This is a genomic window from Cupriavidus sp. a3, assembly GCF_051015765.1.
Classification (GTDB): Bacteria; Pseudomonadota; Gammaproteobacteria; order Burkholderiales; family Burkholderiaceae; genus Cupriavidus; species Cupriavidus oxalaticus_A.
On the sequence record NZ_CP170643.1, the window covers coordinates 868,405 to 890,124 of the forward strand.

20 protein-coding genes are annotated in these 21,720 nt (G+C 67.2%); 15 read left to right on the plus strand and 5 right to left on the minus strand.

The window, feature by feature from the left end; all coding sequences use genetic code 11:
• Nucleotides 1-77: 77 nt before the first annotated feature.
• Nucleotides 78-824: an anti-sigma factor gene (locus ACAD63_RS04105; protein WP_434033451.1), complete on the minus strand. Its 747-nt coding sequence runs from the start codon at nucleotides 822-824 to the stop codon at nucleotides 78-80.
• On the minus strand, nucleotides 821-1,420 hold the full coding sequence (locus ACAD63_RS04110; RefSeq protein ID WP_135706304.1) for an RNA polymerase sigma factor: 600 nt from the start codon (nucleotides 1,418-1,420) through the stop codon (nucleotides 821-823). The genes ACAD63_RS04105 and ACAD63_RS04110 overlap by 4 nt, the downstream gene beginning before the upstream one ends.
• A 144-nt stretch (nucleotides 1,421-1,564) precedes the next feature.
• Between ACAD63_RS04110 and ACAD63_RS04115 the strand changes: the two genes are divergently transcribed.
• Nucleotides 1,565-2,176 (plus strand): ferritin-like domain-containing protein, encoded by a 612-nt coding sequence (locus ACAD63_RS04115; protein ID WP_205751635.1) that lies wholly within the window; start codon nucleotides 1,565-1,567, stop codon nucleotides 2,174-2,176.
• An 81-nt stretch (nucleotides 2,177-2,257) separates the two neighbouring features.
• Here ACAD63_RS04115 and ppc read toward each other — a convergent pair whose 3' ends face one another.
• Nucleotides 2,258-5,356, minus strand: a complete 3,099-nt coding sequence (gene ppc, locus ACAD63_RS04120) for a phosphoenolpyruvate carboxylase (RefSeq protein ID WP_434033452.1) — start codon at nucleotides 5,354-5,356, stop codon at nucleotides 2,258-2,260.
• A 68-nt stretch (nucleotides 5,357-5,424) separates the two neighbouring features.
• Here ppc and hemC point away from each other — a divergent pair, with 68 nt between their 5' ends.
• The 3 genes from hemC to ACAD63_RS04135 are packed head-to-tail and all read left to right on the plus strand — an operon-like array spanning nucleotide 5,425 to nucleotide 9,839.
• A complete protein-coding gene (gene hemC / locus ACAD63_RS04125; RefSeq protein WP_135705773.1) occupies nucleotides 5,425-6,453 on the plus strand; it encodes a hydroxymethylbilane synthase in 1,029 nt (342 codons plus the stop codon).
• 9 nt (nucleotides 6,454-6,462) lie between these two features.
• Nucleotides 6,463-8,643: a fused uroporphyrinogen-III synthase HemD/membrane protein HemX gene (hemDX, locus tag ACAD63_RS04130; RefSeq protein ID WP_434033453.1), complete on the plus strand. Its 2,181-nt coding sequence runs from the start codon at nucleotides 6,463-6,465 to the stop codon at nucleotides 8,641-8,643.
• Between the two features lie 5 nt (nucleotides 8,644-8,648).
• On the plus strand, nucleotides 8,649-9,839 hold the full coding sequence (locus tag ACAD63_RS04135; protein ID WP_133092477.1) for a heme biosynthesis protein HemY: 1,191 nt from the start codon (nucleotides 8,649-8,651) through the stop codon (nucleotides 9,837-9,839).
• Between the two features lie 17 nt (nucleotides 9,840-9,856).
• Here ACAD63_RS04135 and ACAD63_RS04140 read toward each other — a convergent pair whose 3' ends face one another.
• A complete protein-coding gene (locus ACAD63_RS04140) occupies nucleotides 9,857-11,425 on the minus strand; it encodes a cryptochrome/photolyase family protein (RefSeq protein ID WP_434033454.1) in 1,569 nt (522 codons plus the stop codon).
• A gap of 141 nt (nucleotides 11,426-11,566) precedes the next feature.
• Here ACAD63_RS04140 and ACAD63_RS04145 point away from each other — a divergent pair, with 141 nt between their 5' ends.
• From ACAD63_RS04145 to ACAD63_RS04175, 7 genes are all read left to right on the plus strand, one after another.
• Nucleotides 11,567-12,274: a 16S rRNA pseudouridine(516) synthase gene (locus ACAD63_RS04145; protein ID WP_195427263.1), complete on the plus strand. Its 708-nt coding sequence runs from the start codon at nucleotides 11,567-11,569 to the stop codon at nucleotides 12,272-12,274.
• A gap of 124 nt (nucleotides 12,275-12,398) precedes the next feature.
• Complete coding sequence (locus ACAD63_RS04150; RefSeq protein WP_041681585.1) at nucleotides 12,399-12,971, plus strand: YqgE/AlgH family protein; 573 nt, start codon at nucleotides 12,399-12,401, stop codon at nucleotides 12,969-12,971.
• Nucleotides 12,964-13,389 (plus strand): Holliday junction resolvase RuvX, encoded by a 426-nt coding sequence (gene ruvX, locus ACAD63_RS04155; protein ID WP_133092474.1) that lies wholly within the window; start codon nucleotides 12,964-12,966, stop codon nucleotides 13,387-13,389. The genes ACAD63_RS04150 and ruvX overlap by 8 nt, the downstream gene beginning before the upstream one ends.
• Nucleotides 13,386-13,922: a bifunctional pyr operon transcriptional regulator/uracil phosphoribosyltransferase PyrR gene (gene pyrR, locus ACAD63_RS04160; RefSeq protein ID WP_434033455.1), complete on the plus strand. Its 537-nt coding sequence runs from the start codon at nucleotides 13,386-13,388 to the stop codon at nucleotides 13,920-13,922. Before ruvX ends, pyrR begins: the two co-directional genes overlap by 4 nt.
• Before the next feature lie 98 nt (nucleotides 13,923-14,020).
• Nucleotides 14,021-14,992 carry an aspartate carbamoyltransferase catalytic subunit gene (locus ACAD63_RS04165; protein ID WP_135705764.1) on the plus strand — a complete coding sequence of 324 codons (972 nt, stop codon included), beginning with the start codon at nucleotides 14,021-14,023 and terminating at the stop codon, nucleotides 14,990-14,992.
• A 68-nt stretch (nucleotides 14,993-15,060) separates the two neighbouring features.
• A complete protein-coding gene (locus tag ACAD63_RS04170; protein WP_434033456.1) occupies nucleotides 15,061-16,368 on the plus strand; it encodes a dihydroorotase in 1,308 nt (435 codons plus the stop codon).
• Nucleotides 16,365-17,198, plus strand: a complete 834-nt coding sequence (locus ACAD63_RS04175) for a lysophospholipid acyltransferase family protein (protein WP_195427267.1) — start codon at nucleotides 16,365-16,367, stop codon at nucleotides 17,196-17,198. The genes ACAD63_RS04170 and ACAD63_RS04175 overlap by 4 nt, the downstream gene beginning before the upstream one ends.
• 35 nt (nucleotides 17,199-17,233) lie before the next feature.
• Here the strand turns inward: ACAD63_RS04175 and ACAD63_RS04180 are convergent, their stop codons facing one another.
• On the minus strand, nucleotides 17,234-18,082 hold the full coding sequence (locus ACAD63_RS04180; RefSeq protein WP_434033457.1) for a symmetrical bis(5'-nucleosyl)-tetraphosphatase: 849 nt from the start codon (nucleotides 18,080-18,082) through the stop codon (nucleotides 17,234-17,236).
• Nucleotides 18,083-18,312: 230 nt separating this feature from the next.
• Between ACAD63_RS04180 and rfbB the strand changes: the two genes are divergently transcribed.
• Genes rfbB through rfbC form a run of 4 tightly spaced genes read left to right on the plus strand, consistent with a single transcriptional unit; the run spans nucleotide 18,313 to nucleotide 21,718 of the window.
• Nucleotides 18,313-19,377, plus strand: coding sequence for a dTDP-glucose 4,6-dehydratase (gene rfbB / locus ACAD63_RS04185; protein WP_434033458.1), 1,065 nt, complete (start codon nucleotides 18,313-18,315; stop codon nucleotides 19,375-19,377).
• A complete protein-coding gene (gene rfbD / locus ACAD63_RS04190) occupies nucleotides 19,367-20,281 on the plus strand; it encodes a dTDP-4-dehydrorhamnose reductase (protein ID WP_434033459.1) in 915 nt (304 codons plus the stop codon). Before rfbB ends, rfbD begins: the two co-directional genes overlap by 11 nt.
• A 10-nt stretch (nucleotides 20,282-20,291) precedes the next feature.
• The gene (gene rfbA, locus ACAD63_RS04195; RefSeq protein ID WP_434033460.1) at nucleotides 20,292-21,170 is read left to right on the plus strand and encodes a glucose-1-phosphate thymidylyltransferase RfbA; all 879 of its coding nucleotides are present in this window, start codon (nucleotides 20,292-20,294) and stop codon (nucleotides 21,168-21,170) included.
• On the plus strand, nucleotides 21,167-21,718 hold the full coding sequence (gene rfbC / locus ACAD63_RS04200) for a dTDP-4-dehydrorhamnose 3,5-epimerase (protein ID WP_434033461.1): 552 nt from the start codon (nucleotides 21,167-21,169) through the stop codon (nucleotides 21,716-21,718). The genes rfbA and rfbC overlap by 4 nt, the downstream gene beginning before the upstream one ends.
• Nucleotides 21,719-21,720: the final 2 nt, after the last annotated feature.

The following is a 21,720-nucleotide window of genomic DNA, read 5'->3' on the forward strand; positions in this document are numbered from 1 at the left end:
GCGAGGCAGTTGGAGAATTTGGGAAAAACGGGATTATATCGTCCGCCAGGGGCATGGCGGCGCCGGCCGGCCGCCGGTTACAGCGGGCTGTGGAGCACAGGCCCCTTGAACACCACCGGGCCGCTCGGCCCGTCGGCATTGGGCGAGCCGCCAGTCGGCTCGATGCTGACCGCCAGGGCCGGCACTGCGGCGGGGGGGGCTGCCATCGCCAGGCGGACCTGCGGCGCCCGGCCGATCACGCCGAGCGAGCGCGGCTTGCCGCCGGCGGGCAGGGCCCACAATTGCAGCACCTGTTGCTCGCTCAGCTTTACGTGATCCAGGCGCCTCACGATCAGGCTGCGCGCGCCCGCATCCCAGGACACCAGCATGGCGGGCTGGGCCTGGTCGTCGTTGAGCACGGCGATGACCGCGGCCGGCGCGGCCTCGCGCTGTTGCGCCACCTGCATGCCGATCCCGATCGACAGCACTGTCACCACGGCCATTGCCGCCGCGGCGCCGCGCCAGAACACCGGAGCCGACCACAGCCGCTGCCACCAGCCGGCCGCCGCGACTTCAGCGGGCCTGGCAGGCTTGAGGGCCTCAACGGGCGGCTTCCAGCCCAGCCGGGCTTCGATGCCGCACCAGACCTTGTCGACCGGTTCCGCTGTGGCCTGCAACTCGGACACGCCGGCCAGCCGGTCCTGCCAGCGCAGGATGGCGGCGTGCACCGCCGGCTCTTCACGCGCGAGGTGTTCCATGCGCCGGCGCGCGCCACCGCGCAGCACGCCAAGCGCGTACTGGGCGGCAAGGCGATCGAGCAGCTCGGGATGGGCGGCCAGTTTCATGTCGCCGCCTCCAGGCAGTGGCGCAGCCGCTCCAGGCCGCGGCGCACCCAGGACTTGACTGTGCCCAGCGGCACGCGCAGCCGTGCCGCCAGCTCGGCATGGCTCAGATCGTGCAGGTACGCGAGCACGATCGCCTGCCGCTGCGCCTGCTCCAGCCGTTGCAGGCAGCGGTTCAGCGCGCGCGCCTGCTGGCTGGCATCGGCCAGCTCGGCGGGGCCGGCGGCGTCATCGGCCAGCCACTCGCCCAGGTCTTCTTCCAGCTCGACGGTCTGCGCAACGCGCGCGGCGGCGGCGCGGCGCAGGCTGTCGAGCGCCCGGTTGCGCACGATCGCTGTCATCCAGGTCATCGGCGCGGCCAGATGCGGCCGATAGTCGCCGGCGTGGTGCCAGATGCTGACAAAGCTTTCCTGCACGACATCCTCCGCCCAATCGCGCCTGCCAGTGATACGCAGCGCGAGGCCAAACAGTTTCGTTGCGGTGAGGTCATAGAGGCCGCGCAGTGCCTGGCGGTCGCCCACGGCCACGGCCTGCAGCAGCGCCTCCAGCCGGTCGGGACCGGCGGGCGCGGCATAAGACGGCTGGGGGGAGGGCGGCACCGGGACGGGTCCTTGCAAGGGAGCTTTGCCGGATTATAGGTAGCGCCGCATCCAAACGCGCGGCGCGTGCGTAGAAGTGACAGGCGCAAGCCAGGCACCCCCGCCAACGGGGCGCCACGTTGTCATCCGTCACAGGAGAACACCATGGACCGCATGTCACAGAAACCCGCGCGCGAGGCCGGGACCATCGTCACGCTGCCGGATGCGCGCCGGCGGGGCTTGCTCAAGGCGCCCGGCCTGTTCGCGCTCGGCTCGCTGGCCGTCATCACGCTCGGCGAGTCGATGCCGGCGTGGGCGCAGACGCAGTCGGGCAGCACCAAGGACGACATCAATATCCTGAATACCGCTCTGGGGCTGGAGTACCAGGCGATTGCCGCCTACCAGGTCGGCGCCGAGAGCGGGCTGCTGCAGAAGCCGGTGCTCGCCACCGCGGTCAAGTTCCAGGACCACCACAAGGCCCATGCGCAGGTGCTGGCCGGGACGGTGTCGAAGCTGGGTGGCACGCCGGTGATGGCGAAGAAGGCGTCGGAATACAAGTTCCCGACCGAGAGCCTGAAGAACCAGGCCGATGTGCTGCGCTTTGCCGCGGGGCTGGAGAAGGGCGCGACCGCGGCCTACCTGGGCGTGCTGCCGAACTTCCACAACCGCGAGCTGACCAGGGCCGCTGGCAGCATCCTCGGGGACGAGGCAATGCACTGGGCGGTGCTGCTGCATGCGCTGGGTGAGGATCCGGTGCCGGGGGCGTTTGTCGGCTGAAGCGGGCAACGCTCGCCGATTGTTTGCTCCCCTCTCCCGCGAGCGGGAGAGGGGAGCAAACCGGCGGTCCCGCGATTGCCGTCAGCCAGTATTGCGCAACCCAGCCGCCACCCCATTGATCGTCAGGTGGATCCCCCGCCGTACGCGGATATCATCCCCGTCCTTGCCGGCCCGGTAGCGCTTGAGCAGTTCCACCTGCAAGTGGTTCAGCGGATCCAGGTAGGCAAACCGGTTCTTGATCGACCGCGCCAGCAGCGGGTTGTCCGCCAGCCGGTCCTGGTGCCCGGTGATCAGCGCCAGCATCTCGCTGGTCAGGTGCCATTCCTTGCTGATGCGGTTGAACACATTGCGGCGCAGCGCCGCGTCGTCGCACAGCTGCGCATAGCGCGAAGCCACCGCCAGGTCGGTCTTGGCCAGCACCATGTCCATGTTGGACAGCAGCGTGGAGAAGAACGGCCAGGTCTTGACCATGCGGCGCAGCGTGGTGACGGCGGACTTGCGTGCCTTGTCGTCCGGCGCGCGGTCCAGCAGCGACTTCACCGCGCTGCCAAAGCCGTACCAGCCCGGCAGCAGCAGCCGGCACTGGCCCCATGAGAAGCCCCACGGGATCGCGCGCAGGTCTTCGATGCGGCGGTGCTTCTTGTCCATCAGCTTGCGCGAGGCCGGACGCGAGCCCAGGTTCAGGTCGGCGATCTCGGTGATCGGCGTGGTGGCGAAGAAGTAGTCCTTGAAGCCCGGGGTCTCGTAGACCAGGTCGCGGTAGGCCGTGAAGGCGCGGTCGGACAGCTGCTGCATCACCGCCTCGAACATGTCGAGGTCCCTGGGCGCGTTCTGCTGCGGCAGCAGCGATGCTTCCAGCGTGGCCGCGACCACCGTCTCCAGGTTGCGCCGGCCGATCTCGGCGTTGGCGAACTTGCTGTTGATGATCTCGCCCTGCTCGGTCAGGCGGATCTGGCCGTTGACCGTGCCCGGCGGCTGCGACAGGATGGCGTCGTAGGTCGGGCCGCCGCCGCGGCCGACGGTGCCGCCGCGGCCGTGGAACAGGCGCAGCTTGACCTTGCGCTCCTCGAACAGCTGCACCAGCGCCAGCTCGGCCTTGTACAGCTCCCAGTTGGAGGTCAGGAAGCCGCCGTCCTTGTTGGAGTCCGAGTAGCCGAGCATCACTTCCTGCTCGACGCCATGGTGCGCAATCACCGAATCGAAGCCGGGCAGGTCCAGCAGCGACTGCATGATGCCGGCGGCGTTGCGCAAGTCCTCGATGGTCTCGAACAGCGGGATCACCATCAGTTCCATGCGCGCCGGATCGGTCTTGCTGCCCAGCGTGCCTTGCAGCATGCCGGATTCCTTCTGCAGCAGCATGACCTCGACCAGGTCGGACAGCGTCTCGGTGTGCGAGATGATGTAGTTGCGCGCGATGCGCTTGCCGTAGCGCTTGCGCAGCTCGCGCGCGGCGGCAAAGATCGCCAGTTCCTTGCGGGTCTGCTCGGAGTACTCGTGCCAAGGCAGCGTCAGCAGGCGCGGCTGGCGCAGCTCGGCCAGCAGCAGCTCCAGCTTGCGCTGCTCGGGCAGCGCGGCGTAGTCGGGGGCGATGCCGGCGGCGGCGAACAGCTCGGCGATGACGGCTTCGTGCACGTCCGACACCTGGCGCATGTCGACTGACGCCAGGTGGAAGCCGAACACGCCGATGGCACGCGCCAGCGCGTCGATGCGCGCACCTGCGAGCGCCTGGCCGTGGTTCTCGCGCAGCGAGTCGATCACCACCTGCACGTCGGCGGCGAAGGCTTCGGCGCTGTCATAGGGCTCGGCCGGCGCCACCGGGCGGCGCGGCGCGGCGTGGCCGGTCAGCGTCTTGCAGGTGGCGGCCAGGCGCGCGTAGATGCCGATCAGCGCGCGGCGATACGGTTCATCGGCGCGATGCTCGGAAATATCGGGCGAGCGCTCGGCCAGCGCCAGCAGTTCGGGGCTGGCATCGACCATCAGCGTCGACATCGACAGCTCGGCGCCCAGCGCATGGACTTCATCCAGGTACCAGTCCAGGATCATCTGGGCCTGCTGGCTGGAGGCGTGTTCCAGGGTCTCGGCGGTCACGTTGGGATTGCCGTCGCGGTCGCCACCGATCCACGAGCCCATCTGCAGGAACGGCGCCAGCGGCGTGGGCTGCGTGCCCGGGGTGCCCTTGCGCTTGCGCGTGGTCGGGAACACTGCGGCGATGTCTTCTTCCAGCTCCGTCATCAGCTGCGGGATACCGCGCAGGAAGCAGGTGCGGTAGTAAGACAGCGCGTTGTCGATCTCGTCGCCGACCGTCAGGCGCGCGTCGCGCAGCATGCGGGTCTGCCACAGCGTGGTGACCTTGGCGCGCAGCTGGGCGGTGTTGTGCTCGCGCTCGCGCGCGGTCGTCGGCAGGTCGCGCTCGGCCAGCAGGCGGGCGATCTCGCGCTCGGCGTCCAGGATGCTCTTGCGCTGGACTTCGGTCGGGTGCGCGGTCAGCACCGGCACGATCAGCGCCTCGTCCAGGAAGTTGCGCAGCTGCTTTCCAGTAACGCCGGCGGCGTCGATCTTCTCCAGCGCGTGCTGCAGGCTGCCGGCCTGCGGCGGCGAGCCGGCCAGCGCATGCACGCGACGGCGGCGGTTGTGGTGCTGGTCCTCGGCGATATTGGCCAGGTGCGAGAAATAGCTGAACGCGCGCACCACCTGGTTGGTCTGGTCGCGCGACAGGCGCTTGAGCAGGCGGTCCAGCTCGGCGCCGGCGGCACGGTCGTTCTCGCGGCGGAAGCGCACCGCGGTCTGGCGGATGGTTTCGACCACCTCGAAGGCGGCGTCGCCTTCCTGCTCGCGCAGGCATTCGCCCAGCAGGCGGCCCAGGAAGCGGATGTCCTCGCGCAGCGGCAGGTCTTTGTCAGGGGTGCGGCGGCCGACGGCGGCCGCGATGGTGGTTCCGTTGCTCGACACGATGGAAAGCTGGGGTTTGGAGACGCGCTTCGCGGTGCGTGAGGTGGCGCCGCTGCTGCCTTCGGTGCCGCTGCGGCGGCGGGCCGTGCGGGTCGGTTTGGTGGCGGATGCGCCGTTTGCTTCACCCAAGCCGGCGGCCGGATCCTTCGCGGCCGAAGCGCCGGCGGATGTGCCCGAAGCGCCCGAAGCGGCGGTCTTGCGGCCAGTGGGGCGCGCAGCGTGCTGCGTCATGCAATCTCCTCGTCTGCTTATCTATATTGGTGCGGAGCGGCTATTGGGTCGCGTGCTAACATTCACGGATGCAAGCATCCGCCATCCCGTCTTCCTCTACCGCTGTCGTGTCTAGCAACCTTCCGCAAAAGCTCGTCATTGCCTCCCGCGAGAGCCGTCTGGCCATGTGGCAGGCTGAACATGTGCGTGCTGCATTGCAACAATACTATCCCGCGTGTGACGTGTCCATTCTTGGCATGACCACGCGCGGAGACCAGATTCTAGACCGTACGCTGTCGAAAGTCGGCGGCAAGGGTCTGTTTGTCAAAGAACTGGAGTTCGCGATGGACGAAGGCCGCGCGGACCTGGCGGTGCATTCGCTCAAGGATGTGCCGATGGAACTGCCTCCCGGCTTCGCGCTGACCGCGGTGATGGAGCGCGAGGACCCGCGCGACGCACTGGTTTCGAACAGCTTTGCCTCGCTCGACGAGATGCCGCCCGGCACCGTGGTCGGCACCTCCAGCCTGCGCCGCGAGGCCTTGCTGCGCACCCGCTATCCGCACCTGGTGGTCAAGCCGCTGCGCGGCAACCTCGACACGCGGCTCGGCAAGCTTGACCGGGGCGAATATGGCGCCATCATTCTGGCCGCCGCGGGGCTCAAGCGCCTGGGCCTGAATGACCGCATCCGCGCGGTGATCCCCGTTGAGTCGTCGCTGCCCGCGGCCGGGCAGGGTGCGCTTGGCATCGAGATCCCGTCCAATCGCCCCGAGCTCGCCGCCTGGCTGGCTCCGCTCAACCACCAGCCGACGCTGCTGGCCGTGGCCGCTGAGCGCGCCGTGGCGCGCATGCTGAACGGTTCGTGCCAGGTACCGCTGGCGGCCCACGCATACTGGGACGGCGACCAGCTCAGGCTCGACGCCTTTGTCGGCATGCCCGACGGCACGCGCGGCCTGCGCGCCGCCGTTGCCGGCCCGGCCACCGACCTGCGCGCCGCGGAAGCCCTTGGCCAGGCCTGCGCGCGCGACCTGCTGGCGCAGGGCGCCGAAGCGATCCTCGCCGCGCTCGCCGATCCCGCCGCCGCCTCGCCCGGCACGCCCGGCACGCAACCTCCCGCCTGAGGCTGACCGATGCCCCGCCCGACCGTCGTTGTCACACGACCCGCCGGGCAGTCCCGGCAACTGACCGAGGCGCTGCAGGCCGCGGGTCTGGACGTGCTCAGCTTTCCGCTGCTGGCGATCGGCCCGGCCGCCGACGACGCGCCGCTGCGCGCGGCCCTGGCGCGGCTCGATCAGTTTGCGCTGGTGGTCTTTGTCAGTCCCAACGCCATTGCCCATGCGCTGGATGCGCTGGCCGGCGTGCAGGGTGCCGCCACGGCGCAATGGCCGGCGCAGGTGCCGGCCGCCGTGGTTGGTCCGGCCAGCGTGGCCGCATTGGCCGAGCGTGGCATCGCGCCGCCCACCTGCCGGGTGATCGCGCCGGCCGGCGCCGCAGGGAACGGGCAGGGCGCCGATGACGCCAGCGAAAGCGGCCATCACAACCACGACCCGAACCACGACGCCGAAGGCCCGCGCTTCGATTCCGAGGCGCTGTGGGCCCAGCTCGATCCCGCCACGCTCGCCGGCAAGCCCGTCCTGATCGTCCGCGGCAACGGCGGCCGCGACTGGCTCGGCGACCGCCTGCGCGAAGCCGGTGCCCAGGTCGAGGCCGTCGAGGCCTACCGGCGCACGCTGCCGGAGCCCGGCGCGATGCAATGGCAGGCCGTGCGCGACAGCGTGCAGGCCGGCGCGCCGCCCCATGTATGGCTGCTGACCAGCTCAGAGGCCGTGCGTAACCTCGACACGCTCGCGCGTCAACACCTTTCGCCGCGGGAAAATGCCGGCCTGCGGCAGGTGCAGTGCATCGCGCCGCATGCGAGAATCGCCGAACAAGCGCTGGCACTGGGCTTCAGCCATATCCTGCGTGCCGCGCCGGGCGATGCCGGCCTGCTCGCGGCGTGCCTGCAATGGGCCGATGCCCACGCCGGTCCGGTGCCGGTGGCGGCTGCGCCGGAAGCTGCCGGTGTATCGGGTGCATCCGGCCGCGCTGGCGCGATAACAGACACCAGCCCGGTGCGCGCCGGGGCACCGGCGCCAGCGCCGGCTGTCGCAGTCCCCGCAACGTCAACGAAGGTCGAACGCGTGACGCAAGAAACCACGTCCTCCTCCGCTACACCGCCGCCCGCTGCGGCCTCGGCGGCCTCCGCGCCCGCTCCGGGCCCCGGCGCCCCCGCTTCCTCCGCCGGCCAGCACGCTGCCGCGCGCAAGCCCGCGGCGCTGTGGGCCCTGGTGGCCGTGCTGGTGGTTGCCACCGCCGGCGGCTTCTGGTGGCTGCAGCAGCGCGTGGACCACCTGACCGGCGAACTGGCCCGGCGCCAGCAAAGCAACGACGCGCTGGTGCAGGAGTCGCGCGTGCTGACGCGCAATGCGCAAGACACCGTCAAGGAGCTGCAGGCCAAGGTCGGCGCGCTCGAAAACCAGGTCGGCGAGACCCGCGACAAGCAGGTGGCGCTGGAGCAGGTCTACCAGGATCTGATGCGCAACCGCGACGACTGGGAAATCGCCGAGATCCAGCAACTGCTGACCAACGCCGGCCAGCAGTTGCAGCTGACCGGTAACGTGCAGGTTGCGCTGGCCGCGCTGCAAAGCGCCGACGCGCGCCTGGCGCGCACCGACAAGCCGCAGTACAACCTGCTGCGCCGAGCCATTGCCCGCGACATCGCGCGCATGAAGGCCGTGCCCGACACCGACCTGACCGGCGCCGCGATCAAGCTGGACGAAGCCATCAACCAGGTCGACGCGCTGCCGCTGCTGTCCAGCGAACGCATGCTCGAACGCACCGAGGCCGATGCCCGCAAGGAGGGCGCGGCCGGCAAGGGCGGCGCCAGCGCCCCGGCGGCGGCTGCCACCAACGGCTGGTTCTCCCGCCTGTGGACCTACCTGCGCGACGAAATGGCGCAGGTAGTCCGCATCCGCAAGGTCGACGATGCGGAAGCGCTGCTGCTGTCCGGCGACCAGGGCTGGTTCCTGCGCGAGAACGTCAAGCTGCGCCTGCTCAATGCGCGGCTGGCACTGCTGTCGCGCAACGAGCCGGTGTTCCGCAACGACCTCGCCGCCGCGCAGGCGATGATCGGCCGCTACTTCGACACCAAGTCGCGCCGCGTGCAGGGCGTGCTGACCCTGCTCAGGCAGGCACAGGCAGGCGCGGTGACGGTGCAGCTGCCGACCATGTCCGAGAGCCTGGGCGCGTTGAACGCCCTGAAGAAGGAGTAAGCCCAATGCGCCTTCTGTTCTGGGTTGCGGTCCTGTTCGGCGGCGCCGTCGGGCTGGCGCTGTTCACGCAGTTCAACCACAGCAATGTGGTGCTGTTCTATCCGCCGTACCGCGTCGAGCTGTCGCTGAACCTGGCGCTGGCCTTGCTGCTGCTGGTGTTCTTCGTGGTCTGGACGGTGATGTCCACCATCCGACATCTGTCCGAAATGCCGCGCCGCGCCGCCGCCTACCGCGAGCGCAGCCGTATGAACAAGGCGCAGGCGGCGCTGCGCGAGTCGATCGAGAACCTGTTCGCCGGCCGCTTCGCCCGCGCCGAGCGCTGCGCGCGCGAGGCCCAGTCCTGGGAAGACCAGGCCCAGACCGCCGCGCTGATCGGCGCGCGCGCCGCGCACCGCATGCAGGAGACCGAGCGGCGCGATGCCTGGATGTCGCAGGTCACCGATCCCGAGCGCGAGCAGGCACGCCTGGTGTCGATGGCCGAACTGCTGGTCGATGCCCGCGACGCCGACGGCGCGCTGGAAACGATCGCCCAGCTGCAGGCACAGGGCGCGCGCCAGATCCATGTGCAGCGTATCGCGCTGCGCGCGCACCAGCACCTGAAGAACTGGTCCGAAGTGCTGCGCCTGGCGCGCTCGCTGGAGAAGCGCAACGCGCTGCATCCGGTGCTGGCGCTGCGGCTCAAGCAGATGGCGGTCGAGGCCATGCTTGACGAGCGCCGCCACGATGCCGACGCCCTCGGCGAATTCTGGCGCTCGCTGTCCGCCGACGAGCGCCGCGCCACGCGCATCGCCGAGCCCGCCGCGCGCTACTTTGCCGCGCTGGGCCGCCAGAACGAAGCCCGCCGCATCATCGAGGACGCGCTCAAGTTCAACTGGGACAGCCGCCTGGTGCTGCGCTACGCCGACTGCGCGGTGCCCGGCCATGCGCTGCCGCAGATCCAGCAGGCCGAGAAATGGCTGGCCGGGCATCCCGCCGATGCCGACCTCTACTACACGCTGGGCGTGCTGTGCCTGGGCGAGAAGCTGTGGGGCAAGGCCCAGTCCAGCTTCGAGCGAGCGCTGAAGTATGCCGATATCGACCAGCAGCGCCGGCTGCGCGTGCGCACGCACCTGGCGCTGGCGCGGCTGTTCGAGGAAACCGAGCGTTTCGAGGACGCGCAGCGGCACTATCGCGAAAGCGCGATGCTGGCGGCCTGAGCGGTCGCCTCCGGCGTTCACTCGTCCGGGTCGTCCTGTTCCATGCCGGCGGCGCTGCGCTTGCCGCCTTCCTTCACCACCCCATACCGCGCCAGCGTTTCCTTGCGCGCCACGTCATGCTGCACCAGCGGGCGCGGGTAGTCCTCGCCCAGTCGCACGCCGGCATCCGCCAGCACATGGTCGGGGGCGGTCCACGGCGCATGCAGGTACTTGTCGGGCAACGCCGCCAGCTGTGGCAGGTACTTGCGGATAAAGCGCCCCTGCGGGTCAAACTTCTCCGACTGAGTCACCGGGTTGAAGATGCGGAACCACGGCTGCGCGTCGCAGCCGGTCGACGCCGCCCATTGCCAGCCGCCGTTGTTGGCGGACAAGTCGAAATCATTGAGCAGGTCGGCAAAGTACTGCTCCCCGCGGTGCCAGTCCACGCCCAGGTCCTTGACCAGGAAGCTGGCCGTGACCATGCGCAGCCGGTTGTGCATATAGCCGCTCTGCCGGATTTGCAGCATGGCGGCATCGACCAGCGGATAGCCGGTGGCGGCATCGCACCAGGCGTGGAAATAGCGCTCACCGGTTTCGCCGTCCTGCCAGCGGATTTGGTCGTAGGCCGGGTGGAAGGCCGCGCCGCCGGCCACGCGCGGATGATGGTGCAGGATCATGAAGTAAAAATCGCGCCAGATCAGCTCGGACAGCCACACCGCCGCGCCCGCGCTGTCCGCGCCGCCGCGCAGCACCGCTTCATGCGCGGTACGCGCCAGCGTGCGGATCGAGATGGTGCCGAAGCGCAGGTGCACCGACAGGTAGCTGGGACCGCGCAGGGCAGGGTAGTCGCGGCGGCGGCCGTAGTCGCCGATGCGCCCGGTGAATTCCTCGAACAGCGCTTGCGCACCGGCGGCGCCGGTCGGCATGGCGATCTCGGCGAGGTTGCTGGTGCGGAAGCCAAGCTGTTCGAGCGTCGGCAACGGCTGGCGATATGCTGCCGGCGCGGGCGCCAGCGCATGCAGGTACGGGTCGATCGGATACGGGCGCAGGTCAAACGGCTGCACGGTCCGCAGCCAGGCATTCTTGTAGGGCGTGAACACCGAGAAGGGCTTGCGCTGCCCGTTCAGGATCTCGTCGCGCTCGAAGATGGCCTGGTCCTTGAACGTGAACAGCGCGCGCGCCTGCGCCGCCAGCGCCTGGCGCACGCTGTCATCGCGTGCCATGGCGGCAGGCTCGTAGTCGTGGTTGGCAAAGACCGCCTGGACGTCCAATGCTTGCGCCAGCGCGGGAACGGCGTCGACGGCGCGATCGTCCAGCACGATCAGCCCGCCGCCAGCCGCTGTCAGCGTCTCGGCCAGTTCCCGCAATGACTCGAGGATGAATTCGATGCGCCGGTCGGCCTGCAGGCCGCGCGCCAGAAGCGGGTCGAGGATGTCGCGGTCGAATACGAAGACGCACCACACCCGGGCACAATGCCTGAGGGCATAATGCAGCGCCGCGTGGTCGCTGGCGCGCAGGTCGCGCCGGAACCAGACCAGCCCGCGCTCGAAATCCTGGCCGATACGGTAATGTCTGCGGCCCGATGCCGAAGGGTCTGCTGGCTGCATGCGCGCTGCCTGACGGAGTCGAAGGAATGCGCGCAATGATGCCGGCAAATGGCTTGTCGCGGAGATGCGTCGCGCCAATACCCTAACATAGCGGTTCGGCACCGATCTGCCACCCAAACAACGATTACAGCAACAAAGCACATGACACTCGACCGTATTCTCCAATCCCAGGGCTTCGGCACCCGCCGCTACTGCGGCGACCTGGTCGCCGCCGGGCTGGTCGAAGTCAACGGCGCGCTGTGCGAGGATCCGCGCGCCCAGTTCGAGGTGGACGGCCTGCGCCTGACCGTCGATGGCGAGGAGTGGATCGCCTGCACCAAGGCCTACCTGATGCTGAACAAGCCCGCCGGCTATGAGTGCTCGCAGCGACCGCGCCACCATCCCAGCGTGTACAACCTGCTGCCGGTGCCGCTGCGCCAGCGCGAGGTCCAGGCCGTGGGGCGGCTCGACCACGACACCACCGGCCTGCTGCTGCTGACCGATGACGGCCAGTTCATCCACGCCCAGACCTCGCCCAAGCGCAAGGTGCCCAAGGTCTATGAAGTGACGACTGCTGAGCCGGTCACGCCGGAACAGGCCCAGGCACTGGTCACAGGCGTGCAGCTGCTGGACGAACCCGCGCCGATCGCCGCAGAAGCCTGCGAGATCACCGGCGAACGCAGCCTGCGCCTGACCCTCCTGCAGGGCAAGTACCATCAGGTCAAGCGCATGGTGGCCGCCGCGGGCAATCACGTCAGCGCCCTGCATCGCAGCGCGCTCGGCAGCCTGCAACTGGATCCGGAACTGGCGCAAGGGGAATGGCGCTGGCTGACGGCGGACGAACTCGCGGCGCTCACCCGCAAGGCATGACCAAAGGGCCGTATCATCGGTCCGTAATTCCCGGCAAGCGGCCCTGCGCGGGCGCCCATTGCTGCACTGCAACGCCCGCCAATCTTTTCCGGAAGACCCCCGGCGATTTGATAAAATGCAAGGCATGGCGAAGCCCGAAGCACCCATCAATCTGACCAATCAGTTCCTGATTGCCATGCCTGGCATGGCCGATCCGACCTTTTCGGGTTCCGTCGTCTATATCTGCGAACACAACGAGCGTGGCGCGCTCGGGCTGGTGATCAACCGGCCCATCGACATCGACATGGCCACGCTGTTCGACAAGATCGACCTCAAGCTTGAAATCCAGCCAGTGGCGCACCAGCCGGTCTATTTCGGCGGCCCGGTGCAGACCGAGCGCGGCTTCGTGCTGCACGACCCGGTCGGCGTCTATGTCTCGTCGCTGGCGGTGCCGGGCGGGCTGGAAATGACCACCTCCAAGGATGTGCTGGAAGCCGTGGCGAACGGCAGCGGCCCGCACCGCTTCCTGCTGACGCTGGGCTATTCCGGCTGGGGTGCCGGCCAGCTGGAAGAAGAACTCAGCCGCAACGGCTGGCTGACCGTCCAGGCCGATCCCGAGATCATCTTCAGCGTGCCGCCCGAAGGGCGCTTTGCCGCGGCCATCGGCCTGCTGGGCGTCGACGTCAACATGCTGTCGGGCGAGGCCGGGCATGCCTGACGCCGTGGGGCGCGAACTGCCCCGCGACGGCACGGTCCTGGCATTCGACTACGGCGAGAAAAAGATCGGCGTCGCGCTGGGCAACTTCATCACGCGCGAGGCGCGTGCGCTGACCATCCTGCCCAATATTACCGTTGAAGGCCGCTTCGAGGCCGTGGGCGCGCTGATCCAGGAATGGAGCCCGGTGCAGCTGATCGTCGGCATGCCGGTCAACCCGGACGGCGAAGAGCAGCCGATGATGCGGTTGGCGCGGCGCTTCGGCAACCAGCTCAACGGGCGCTTCAACCTGCCGGTGGAATGGGTGGACGAGCGCTATTCCTCGCGCGCCGCCTCGATGGCCGGCGCGCGCCGCGGCGAACTCGACGCCGAAGCCGCGCGCATCATCCTGCAACAGTATTTCGACCAATTCCCGCTATGACGCAGATTTCCGCACCCGACGCCGAGGCGCTGTACCGCAAGCTGCTGGACCAGGCCCGCGCCCTGATCCCCGACGCCGAGCGTGAACGCTGGTCTGTGGCAGGCATCCATTCCGGCGGCGCATGGATCGCCGCGCGCCTGGCCGCGGACCTGAACCTGCCCGAGCATGGCGTGATCAACGTCGCCTTCCATCGCGACGACTACGCCAAGAAGGGCCTGCACAGCCAGGCCCAGCCGACCACGCTGCCGTTTGCCGTGGAAGACCGCAACATCCTGCTGATCGACGACGTGCTGGCCACCGGCCGCACCATCCGCGCCGCCGTCAACGAACTGTTCGACTACGGCCGTCCGGCGCGCGTTGCGCTGGGCGTGCTGGCCGACCGCGGCGGGCGCCAGCTGCCGATCGCCGCCGACCTGGTGGCCGCCGAGATCGAACTGCCGCGCGGCAAGACGCTGGTGCTGTCGCGCCAGGGCGAGGGCGCCGACGCGCGCTTTGCCTTCGCCACCGAACCTACCGACACTGCCGCCGGCTGAGCCGGCGTTTGCCTGCCAGGCGCTGCATTGCACTGTAGCGCGCCTGGCGCCTGCCACGAGACCAGACCACCCCGTTTTTTGCCCGCGCCCGACCTGCCATGACCAAGACGTTCCGCAACCCGCAGCTCACCAAGAACGGCGAACTGAAGCATTTGCTGTCGATCGAGGGGTTGTCGCGTGACATGATCACGCACATCCTCGATACCGCCAGCCAGTTCGTATCGCTGTCCGACTCAGACCGCGATGTCAAGAAGGTGCCGCTGCTGCGCGGCAAGAGCGTGTTCAACCTGTTCTTCGAGAACTCCACCCGCACCCGCACCACCTTCGAAATCGCGGCCAAGCGGCTGTCGGCGGACGTACTCAACCTGAACATCAATGCGTCGTCGACCAGCAAGGGCGAGTCGCTGCTCGACACCATCAACAACCTGTCGGCCATGTCCGCAGACATGTTCGTGGTGCGCCATGCCAGTTCAGGCGCGCCCTACCTGATCGCCGAGCACGTCGCGCCGCATGTGCACGTGATCAACGCCGGCGACGGCCGCCATGCGCACCCGACGCAGGGTCTGCTGGATATGTTCACGATCCGGCACTTCAAAAAGGACTTCACCAACCTGACCGTTGCCATCGTCGGCGACATCCTGCACTCGCGCGTGGCGCGTTCGGATATCCACGCGCTGACCACGCTGGGCGTGCCCGAAGTGCGCGCCATCGGCCCGCGCACGCTGCTGCCGTCTGCCCTGGAGCAGATGGGCGTGCGCGTCTTCCACAACATGGAAGAGGGGCTCAAGGGCGTCGACGTGGTCATCATGCTGCGGCTGCAGAACGAACGCATGAGCGGCGCGCTGCTGCCGTCCGCGCAGGAATACTTCAAGGCGTACGGCCTGACACCGGAACGCCTGGCGCTGGCCAGGCCCGATGCCATCGTGATGCACCCGGGCCCGATGAACCGCGGCGTGGAGATCGACTCCGCCGTGGCCGACGGCCCGCAATCGGTGATCCTGAACCAGGTGACCTTCGGCATCGCCGTGCGCATGGCCGTAATGGGCATCGTGGCAGGGAACAACGACTGATGACGATGCGGCATAGCCAAGACCTACCGAACACGCCAAGCGACACGACCGATACGACAAGCCACGCTATGAAGATTCACATCCAGGGCGGCCGCCTGATCGACCCGGCCAGCAACACCGATGCCGTGCAGGACCTCTACCTCGCCGCCGGCAAGATCGTCGGCGTCGGCAACGCCCCGGCGGACTTCACCGCCAACAAGGTGATCGACGCCAAGGGCCTGATCGTGTGCCCCGGCCTGGTCGACCTGTCCGCGCGCCTGCGCGAGCCCGGCTACGAATACAAGGCCACCCTCGAATCCGAAGTCGCCGCGGCCGCCGCCGGCGGCGTCACCAGCCTGATCTGTCCGCCCGATACCGACCCCGTGCTGGACGAGCCGGGCCTGGTCGAGATGCTCAAGTTCCGCGCCCGCACGCTGAACCAGACCCACGTCTACCCGCTGGGCGCGCTGACACTGGGGCTGAAGGGCGAAGTCCTGACCGAAATGAACCAGCTGACCGAGGCCGGCTGCGTCGGCTTCAGCCAGGCCGAGCAGCCGGTGCGCAACACCCAGGTGCTGCTGCGCGCGCTGCAATATGCGCAGACCTTCGGCTTCACCGTCTGGCTGCGCCCGGAAGACCCGTTCCTGGGCGGCGGCGTGGCCGCCAGCGGCCCCGTGGCGTCGCGCCTCGGCCTGTCCGGCGTATCCGTGATCGCCGAGACCGTGCGGCTGCACACCATCTTCGAACTGATGCGCTCCACCGGCGCCCGCGTGCACCTGTGCCGCCTGTCCTCCGCCGCCGGGCTGGAGCTGGTGCGCCAGGCCAAGCGCGAAGGCCTGCCGGTCAGCTGCGACGTCAATATCCACCACGTCTCGCTGACCGACATGGATATCGGCTACTTCAATTCGCAAATGCGCTTCTCGCCGCCGCTGCGCAGCACCCGCGACCGCGACGCCATCGTCGCGGCGCTGGCCGACGGCACCATCGACGCGCTGTGCTCCGACCACACCCCGGTGGACGACGACGAGAAACTGCTGCCCTTCGCCGAAGCCACTCCCGGCGCCACCGGCCTGGAACTGCTGCTGCCGCTGACCCTGCGCTGGGCCGCCGAACACAAGGTGCCGCTGGCACAGGCGCTGGCCCGCATCACCTCCGAGCCCGCGCGCCTGAGCGGCCTGAAGGCCGGCACGCTGGCCGCCGGCGCCCCCGCCGATGTCTGCGTGTTCAATCCGAAGCAGGTGTGGAAGGTCGAGCGCCGCTCGCTCAAGAGCCAGGGCAAGAACACGCCGTGGCTCGGCTACGAGATGGAAGGCAAGGTGCGGATGACGCTGGTCGGCGGCCAGATCGTCTACGGCAACGGCGGCGGCAACGGTAACGGCAACCACGCCAACGCATGATCTGGCTGCGCAAGACCGCGCTGGTGCTGCACCTGCTGCGCGGGCTGCTAACCTGCGCGGTGCTGTTCCCGTGGCTGGGCGCGCGTTCGCGCGCCTGGCACATCCGGCGCTGGTCGCGGCGGTTGCTGCGCATCTGCGGGGTGGAGGTCGAGGTCGTCGATGTCCGCGGCGCGGCCCCGCACGGCGCCGCGCGCCAGGGCGCGCTGGTGGTGTCCAACCATATCTCGTGGCTGGATATCTATGTGATTCATAGCTGGCAGCCGGTACGGTTCGTTGCCAAGTCCGAGATCCGGAGCTGGCCGCTGATCGGCTGGCTATGTGACAAGACCGGCACCATCTTCATCGAACGCGCGCGCAAGCGCGACGCGCACCGCGTCCTGCACGACATCACCGACGTCATGCTGCAGGGCGACCTCGTCGGCGTGTTCCCCGAAGGGACCACCACCGACGGTACCGGGGTGCTGCCGTTTCACGCCAACCTGATGCAAGCCCCGATCTCCGGGGGCCTGCCGGTGCAGCCGGTCGGACTGAACTACCTGGACGCGGCCACCGGCCAGCCGACGCTGGCGGCTGCCTACATCGACGACACCACGCTGCTGCAGTCGCTGAACGCCGTCCTGCGCGCCCCGCGCATCAAGGCGCGGGTGGTCATTGGCCCGCCGCTGGCACCGGCGTCCGCCGACCGCCGCGAGCTGGCAGGCGCCGCCCGCGAGGTCGTGCAGCATCTCGCGCAAGGGGCCGGTGACGAGGCAGTGGCAACGGCCGAGCGCCTGAACCAGCCGACCCAGCCTGCCGCCGAGCCCGTCGCAGCCTCCGCTGCCATCAGCTAGCGCGATTGCCCTCCCCGCCAAGGCGGGATTGCGCCTCAGGCCAGCGGATCACAATATTGCGGGCAATCGACCTGGACCACGGTCCGCTCGGCCGGATCCGCCGCCATGCGCGCTGCGGTCAGCTTGCCACCCCAGACGCAGCCGGTATCCAGCGCCATCAGGTCCGGCCGCATCACCAGGCCCAGCGTCGACCAGTGCCCGCACACCACGGTCACATCCCCGGTGCGGCGTCCCGGCACATCGAACCACGGCATAAAGCCGTCCGGCGCCTTGCCGAGCCCTTCCTTGGTCTTGAAGTCCATCACGCCATCGACGGTGCAATAGCGCAGTCGGGTAAGGGCATTCACCACCACGCGATGCCGCTCGATGCCACGCAGGCCGTCGTGCCAGCGGTCGGGGGTATTGCCGAAGATGTCGGCGAGGAAGCCTTGCCAGTTGGGGCCCTGGAGTTGGGCTTCGACTTCCTGGGCGAGGTCGATGACCTGGGTGGCGGTCCATTGGGGGAGGACGCCGGCGTGGACTAGGAGGAAGTTGTTTTCCAGCAGGGCCAATGGGCGGTGGCGGAGCCAGGTGAGCAAGTCCTCACAATCAGGGGCGGCGAGGATGTCGTCGAGGGTGTCGGATTTGCCTTTCTTGCGGACGCCGGCGGCTACGGCAAGGAGGTGGATGTCGTGGTTGCCGAGGACGGTTTCGGCGCGGGGAGCCATGGCATGGATGGTGCGCAGAGTTTGAAGGGATTTGGGGCCGCGGTTGACGAGGTCGCCGACGAAGCGGAGGGTAGGCTGCTCGCCGAGCCTGGGAAGCAGGGTAGAGAGGGACGGCGCGCAGCCCTGCAGGTCGCCGATGGCGAAATGTGGTGTAAAGGATACGTTGGGTTTGGTCATCAAGGATCTGAGCAACTATTTCGCTTCTATTTGTAGTTTTGTGACCGATATACCGTCGCTCGGTTACATGAGGCAACAAAAAGAGGGGGGGAGCAGGTAAGTTGGTGCATTCAGTCAGATAGAATACCGCCACTTCTGCAGGCACTTAACGCCCCGCCGTCCCTGAGAGGACAAGGTGGGCGCTCGGCTTTTGTCGGGTCATCGAAACATATCGACGCAAGGAGCAAGTTTTGTCCCATATTTTGGTCACTGGGGGCGCTGGTTTCATTGGCGCCAATTTCGTTCTGGCATGGCTGGGCGACAAATCGGCGGATGGGGTCATCAACGTCGACAAGCTCACCTATGCGGGAAATCGGAAGACGCTGGCGTCGGTAGAGGATGATCCCCGCCACGTGTTCTCGCAAACGGATATCTGCGACCGCTCCGCCCTGGACGAGCTTTTCGCTACCTACAAACCGCGCGCAGTCGTGCACTTTGCGGCGGAGAGCCATGTCGACCGGTCCATTCACGGCCCGGGCGAATTCATCCAGACGAATATCGTCGGTACCTTTACGCTGCTGGAAGCTGCGCGCGCCTATTGGGGTAGCCTGGAAGAACCGGCCAAGTCCGGATTCCGCTTCCTCCACGTCTCCACTGACGAGGTGTTCGGCTCGCTGAGCGAAACCGATCCCCAGTTCTCGGAAACCACGCCGTACGCGCCCAATAGCCCGTACTCGGCGTCCAAGGCAGCCTCGGATCATCTGGTGCGCGCGTATCACCATACGTACGGCTTGCCAGTCCTAACGACGAACTGTTCCAACAACTATGGCCCGTATCATTTCCCTGAAAAGCTGATCCCGCTAATTATCGCCAATGCGCTTGCGGGCAAGCCGCTGCCGATTTATGGCGATGGCCTGAACGTGCGCGACTGGCTTTATGTGCGCGATCACTGTTCGGCAATTCGCGAAGTACTGGGCCGCGGCCGCCTCGGCGAAACTTACAACGTCGGCGGCTGGAACGAGAAAACCAACCTCGACGTCGTGCACACGCTGTGCGATCTGCTGGACGAGTTGCGTCCGAAGGCCGCCGGCTCGTACCGCGACCAGATTACCTTCGTCAAGGACCGTCCCGGCCACGATCGCCGCTACGCTATCGACGCCCGCAAGCTAGAGCGTGAGTTGGGGTGGAAGCCGGCGGAGACGTTTGAGTCCGGAATGCGCAAGACGGTGCAGTGGTATCTGGATAACCAGGCTTGGGTGCAGGACGTGATGTCGGGGGAGTATCGGCATTGGGTGGCGAAGCAGTATGCAGCGTAACGCCGTCACTCCCACTTTTCTCATCACCGGCAGTAACGGTCAGGTCGGTTTCGAACTGCGGCGTAGCCTAGCGCCACTGGGTAAGGTTGTGGCGCTCGACCGTTCGGGCTGCGACCTGTCACGCCCCGATGATATCCGTCGCGTGGTGCGCGAATGCCGGCCTGATGTCATCGTCAATCCTGCTGCTTATACGGCGGTTGACAAAGCGGAGTCGGAAGCAGAGCTGGCTTATGCCGTCAATGGCACAGCTGTAGGCCTGCTGGCGGAAGAGGCCAAGGCGCTTGGCAGCCTGCTGGTGCACTATTCGACCGATTATGTCTTTGACGGCACTAAGGTGGGCGCCTACGTCGAAACCGATGCGGTGAACCCTCAATCGGTGTACGGCAAGAGCAAGCTCACCGGAGAGAAGGCCATCGCCGCTGCCGGAGGACCGAACCTCGTCTTCCGGACCTGCTGGGTAGCCGGTGCTCACGGTGGCAACTTCGCAAAAACCATGCTGCGGCTTGGCCGCGAGCGCGACAGTCTGCGTGTGATCGCAGATCAGTTCGGTGCGCCTACCACGGCCGCGTTGATTGCTGATGTGACCGCGCAAATTGTGGCGCGGCACTGGTGGTTTGGTGACAAGCAGGCCTTCGCCTCCGGCATCTACCATCTCGCCGCTGCCGGCGAGACCACCTGGCACGCCTATGCCACCGAAGTGCTGCGCTATGCCGCCGCCAAAGGCATCGCGCTGAAGGTAGATCCGGCGCGCATCGAAGCGATCCCGACCACGGCATATCCGCTGCCAGCACCGCGCCCCGCCAACTCTCGCCTGAGCACTGCCAAGCTGCGCCAGAGCTTCGGCATCCATCTTCCAGACTGGCAGCAGGGTGTGCACCACCTGCTGGACCAGATCTTTTCCTGAGCTAGACATCATGCGCAAGGGCATCATTCTCGCCGGAGGCTCCGGCACTCGGCTTTATCCGATCACGCGATCGGTCTCCAAGCAGCTGCTGCCGGTCTATGACAAGCCGATGATCTACTATCCGCTGTCCACGCTCATGCTGGCAGGGATTCGTGACATCCTGATTATCTCGACGCCGGAAGACACGCCGCGCTTTGCCGACATGCTTGGCGATGGCAGCAAGTGGGGGATCAATCTGCAGTATGCGGTGCAGCCTTCGCCGGATGGGCTGGCGCAGGCCTTCATCATCGGCCGCGAGTTCATTGGCAATGATCCGTCCACGCTGATTCTGGGCGACAACATCTTCCATGGCCATGACCTGGTCAGCCAGCTCACGCGTTCCGCCAAGCAACAGGAAGGTGCGACCGTCTTCGCCTATCACGTCCATGATCCGGAGCGTTATGGCGTAGTGGAGTTTGACGAGAACTTTCGCGCGCTGTCGCTGGAAGAAAAGCCGGCCAAGCCGCGTTCCCACTATGCCGTGACCGGCCTGTACTTCTACGACAACCAGGTCTGTAACATTGCTGCCGATATCAAGCCTTCGGCGCGTGGCGAACTGGAGATCACCGACGTCAACAAGCGTTATCTGGAGATGACGCAGCTGGAAGTGGAAATCATGGGCCGCGGTTATGCATGGCTGGATACCGGCACGCACGACTCGCTGCTGGAGGCCGCCAGCTTCATCGCCACGCTGCAGAACCGGCAGGGGCTGATGGTGGCGTGCCCGGAGGAAATTGCCTACCGCAGCAAGTGGATCGACGCGGAGCAGGTAGTCGCGCTGGCAGCGCCGCTGGCGAAGAATGGTTACGGCAAATATCTGCAGCAAATTATTTCGGAAGCGATCAAATGAGTCTTACCGTCATTCCTACTGCACTGCCGGAAGTCTTGATCATCGAGCCAAAAGTCTTTGGCGACGCACGAGGCTTCTTTTTCGAGAGCTACAACGAGCGAGCGTTCGAAGAGGCAACTGGAATCAAACGCAGCTTCGTCCAGGATAACCACTCACGCTCGGCGCGCAATGTGCTACGCGGCCTGCACTATCAGATCCAGAATCCGCAGGGCAAGCTGGTGCGTGTGACAGCCGGTGAGGTATTTGATGTGGCGGTGGATATCCGGCGGAGCTCCCCCAATTTTGGGAAATGGGTCGGCGTCACCCTGTCGGCAGAGAACAAGCGCCAGCTCTGGATCCCGGAGGGATTCGCGCATGGTTTCCTGGTGGTTTCAGACTCGGCAGAGTTTCTCTATAAGACGACTGACTACTATGCGCCGGAATTCGAGCGGAGCCTGCTTTGGAATGATCCGGGCATTGGTATCCAGTGGCCGCTTGACGCTACCCCGCTGCTTGCAGCGAAGGACCAAGCCGCGAGCCCGCTGAGCCACGCCGAAGTGTTCGCTTGAGG

Coding starts and splice junctions, on each gene's coding strand:
- ACAD63_RS04180 (WP_434033457.1), bottom strand. CDS start 18,082: ATGACCAAACCCAACGTATCCTTTACACCACATTTCGCCATCGGCGAC.
- hemDX (WP_434033453.1), top strand. CDS start 6,463: ATGCCCCGCCCGACCGTCGTTGTCACACGACCCGCCGGGCAGTCCCGG.
- rfbD (WP_434033459.1), top strand. CDS start 19,367: ATGCAGCGTAACGCCGTCACTCCCACTTTTCTCATCACCGGCAGTAAC.
- ACAD63_RS04135 (WP_133092477.1), top strand. CDS start 8,649: ATGCGCCTTCTGTTCTGGGTTGCGGTCCTGTTCGGCGGCGCCGTCGGG.
- rfbC (WP_434033461.1), top strand. CDS start 21,167: ATGAGTCTTACCGTCATTCCTACTGCACTGCCGGAAGTCTTGATCATC.
- hemC (WP_135705773.1), top strand. CDS start 5,425: ATGCAAGCATCCGCCATCCCGTCTTCCTCTACCGCTGTCGTGTCTAGC.
- ACAD63_RS04145 (WP_195427263.1), top strand. CDS start 11,567: ATGACACTCGACCGTATTCTCCAATCCCAGGGCTTCGGCACCCGCCGC.
- ruvX (WP_133092474.1), top strand. CDS start 12,964: ATGCCTGACGCCGTGGGGCGCGAACTGCCCCGCGACGGCACGGTCCTG.
- ACAD63_RS04165 (WP_135705764.1), top strand. CDS start 14,021: ATGACCAAGACGTTCCGCAACCCGCAGCTCACCAAGAACGGCGAACTG.
- ACAD63_RS04105 (WP_434033451.1), bottom strand. CDS start 824: ATGAAACTGGCCGCCCATCCCGAGCTGCTCGATCGCCTTGCCGCCCAG.
- ACAD63_RS04175 (WP_195427267.1), top strand. CDS start 16,365: ATGATCTGGCTGCGCAAGACCGCGCTGGTGCTGCACCTGCTGCGCGGG.
- rfbA (WP_434033460.1), top strand. CDS start 20,292: ATGCGCAAGGGCATCATTCTCGCCGGAGGCTCCGGCACTCGGCTTTAT.
- ACAD63_RS04150 (WP_041681585.1), top strand. CDS start 12,399: ATGGCGAAGCCCGAAGCACCCATCAATCTGACCAATCAGTTCCTGATT.
- ACAD63_RS04140 (WP_434033454.1), bottom strand. CDS start 11,425: ATGCAGCCAGCAGACCCTTCGGCATCGGGCCGCAGACATTACCGTATC.
- pyrR (WP_434033455.1), top strand. CDS start 13,386: ATGACGCAGATTTCCGCACCCGACGCCGAGGCGCTGTACCGCAAGCTG.
- ACAD63_RS04170 (WP_434033456.1), top strand. CDS start 15,061: ATGAAGATTCACATCCAGGGCGGCCGCCTGATCGACCCGGCCAGCAAC.
- ACAD63_RS04115 (WP_205751635.1), top strand. CDS start 1,565: ATGGACCGCATGTCACAGAAACCCGCGCGCGAGGCCGGGACCATCGTC.
- ppc (WP_434033452.1), bottom strand. CDS start 5,356: ATGACGCAGCACGCTGCGCGCCCCACTGGCCGCAAGACCGCCGCTTCG.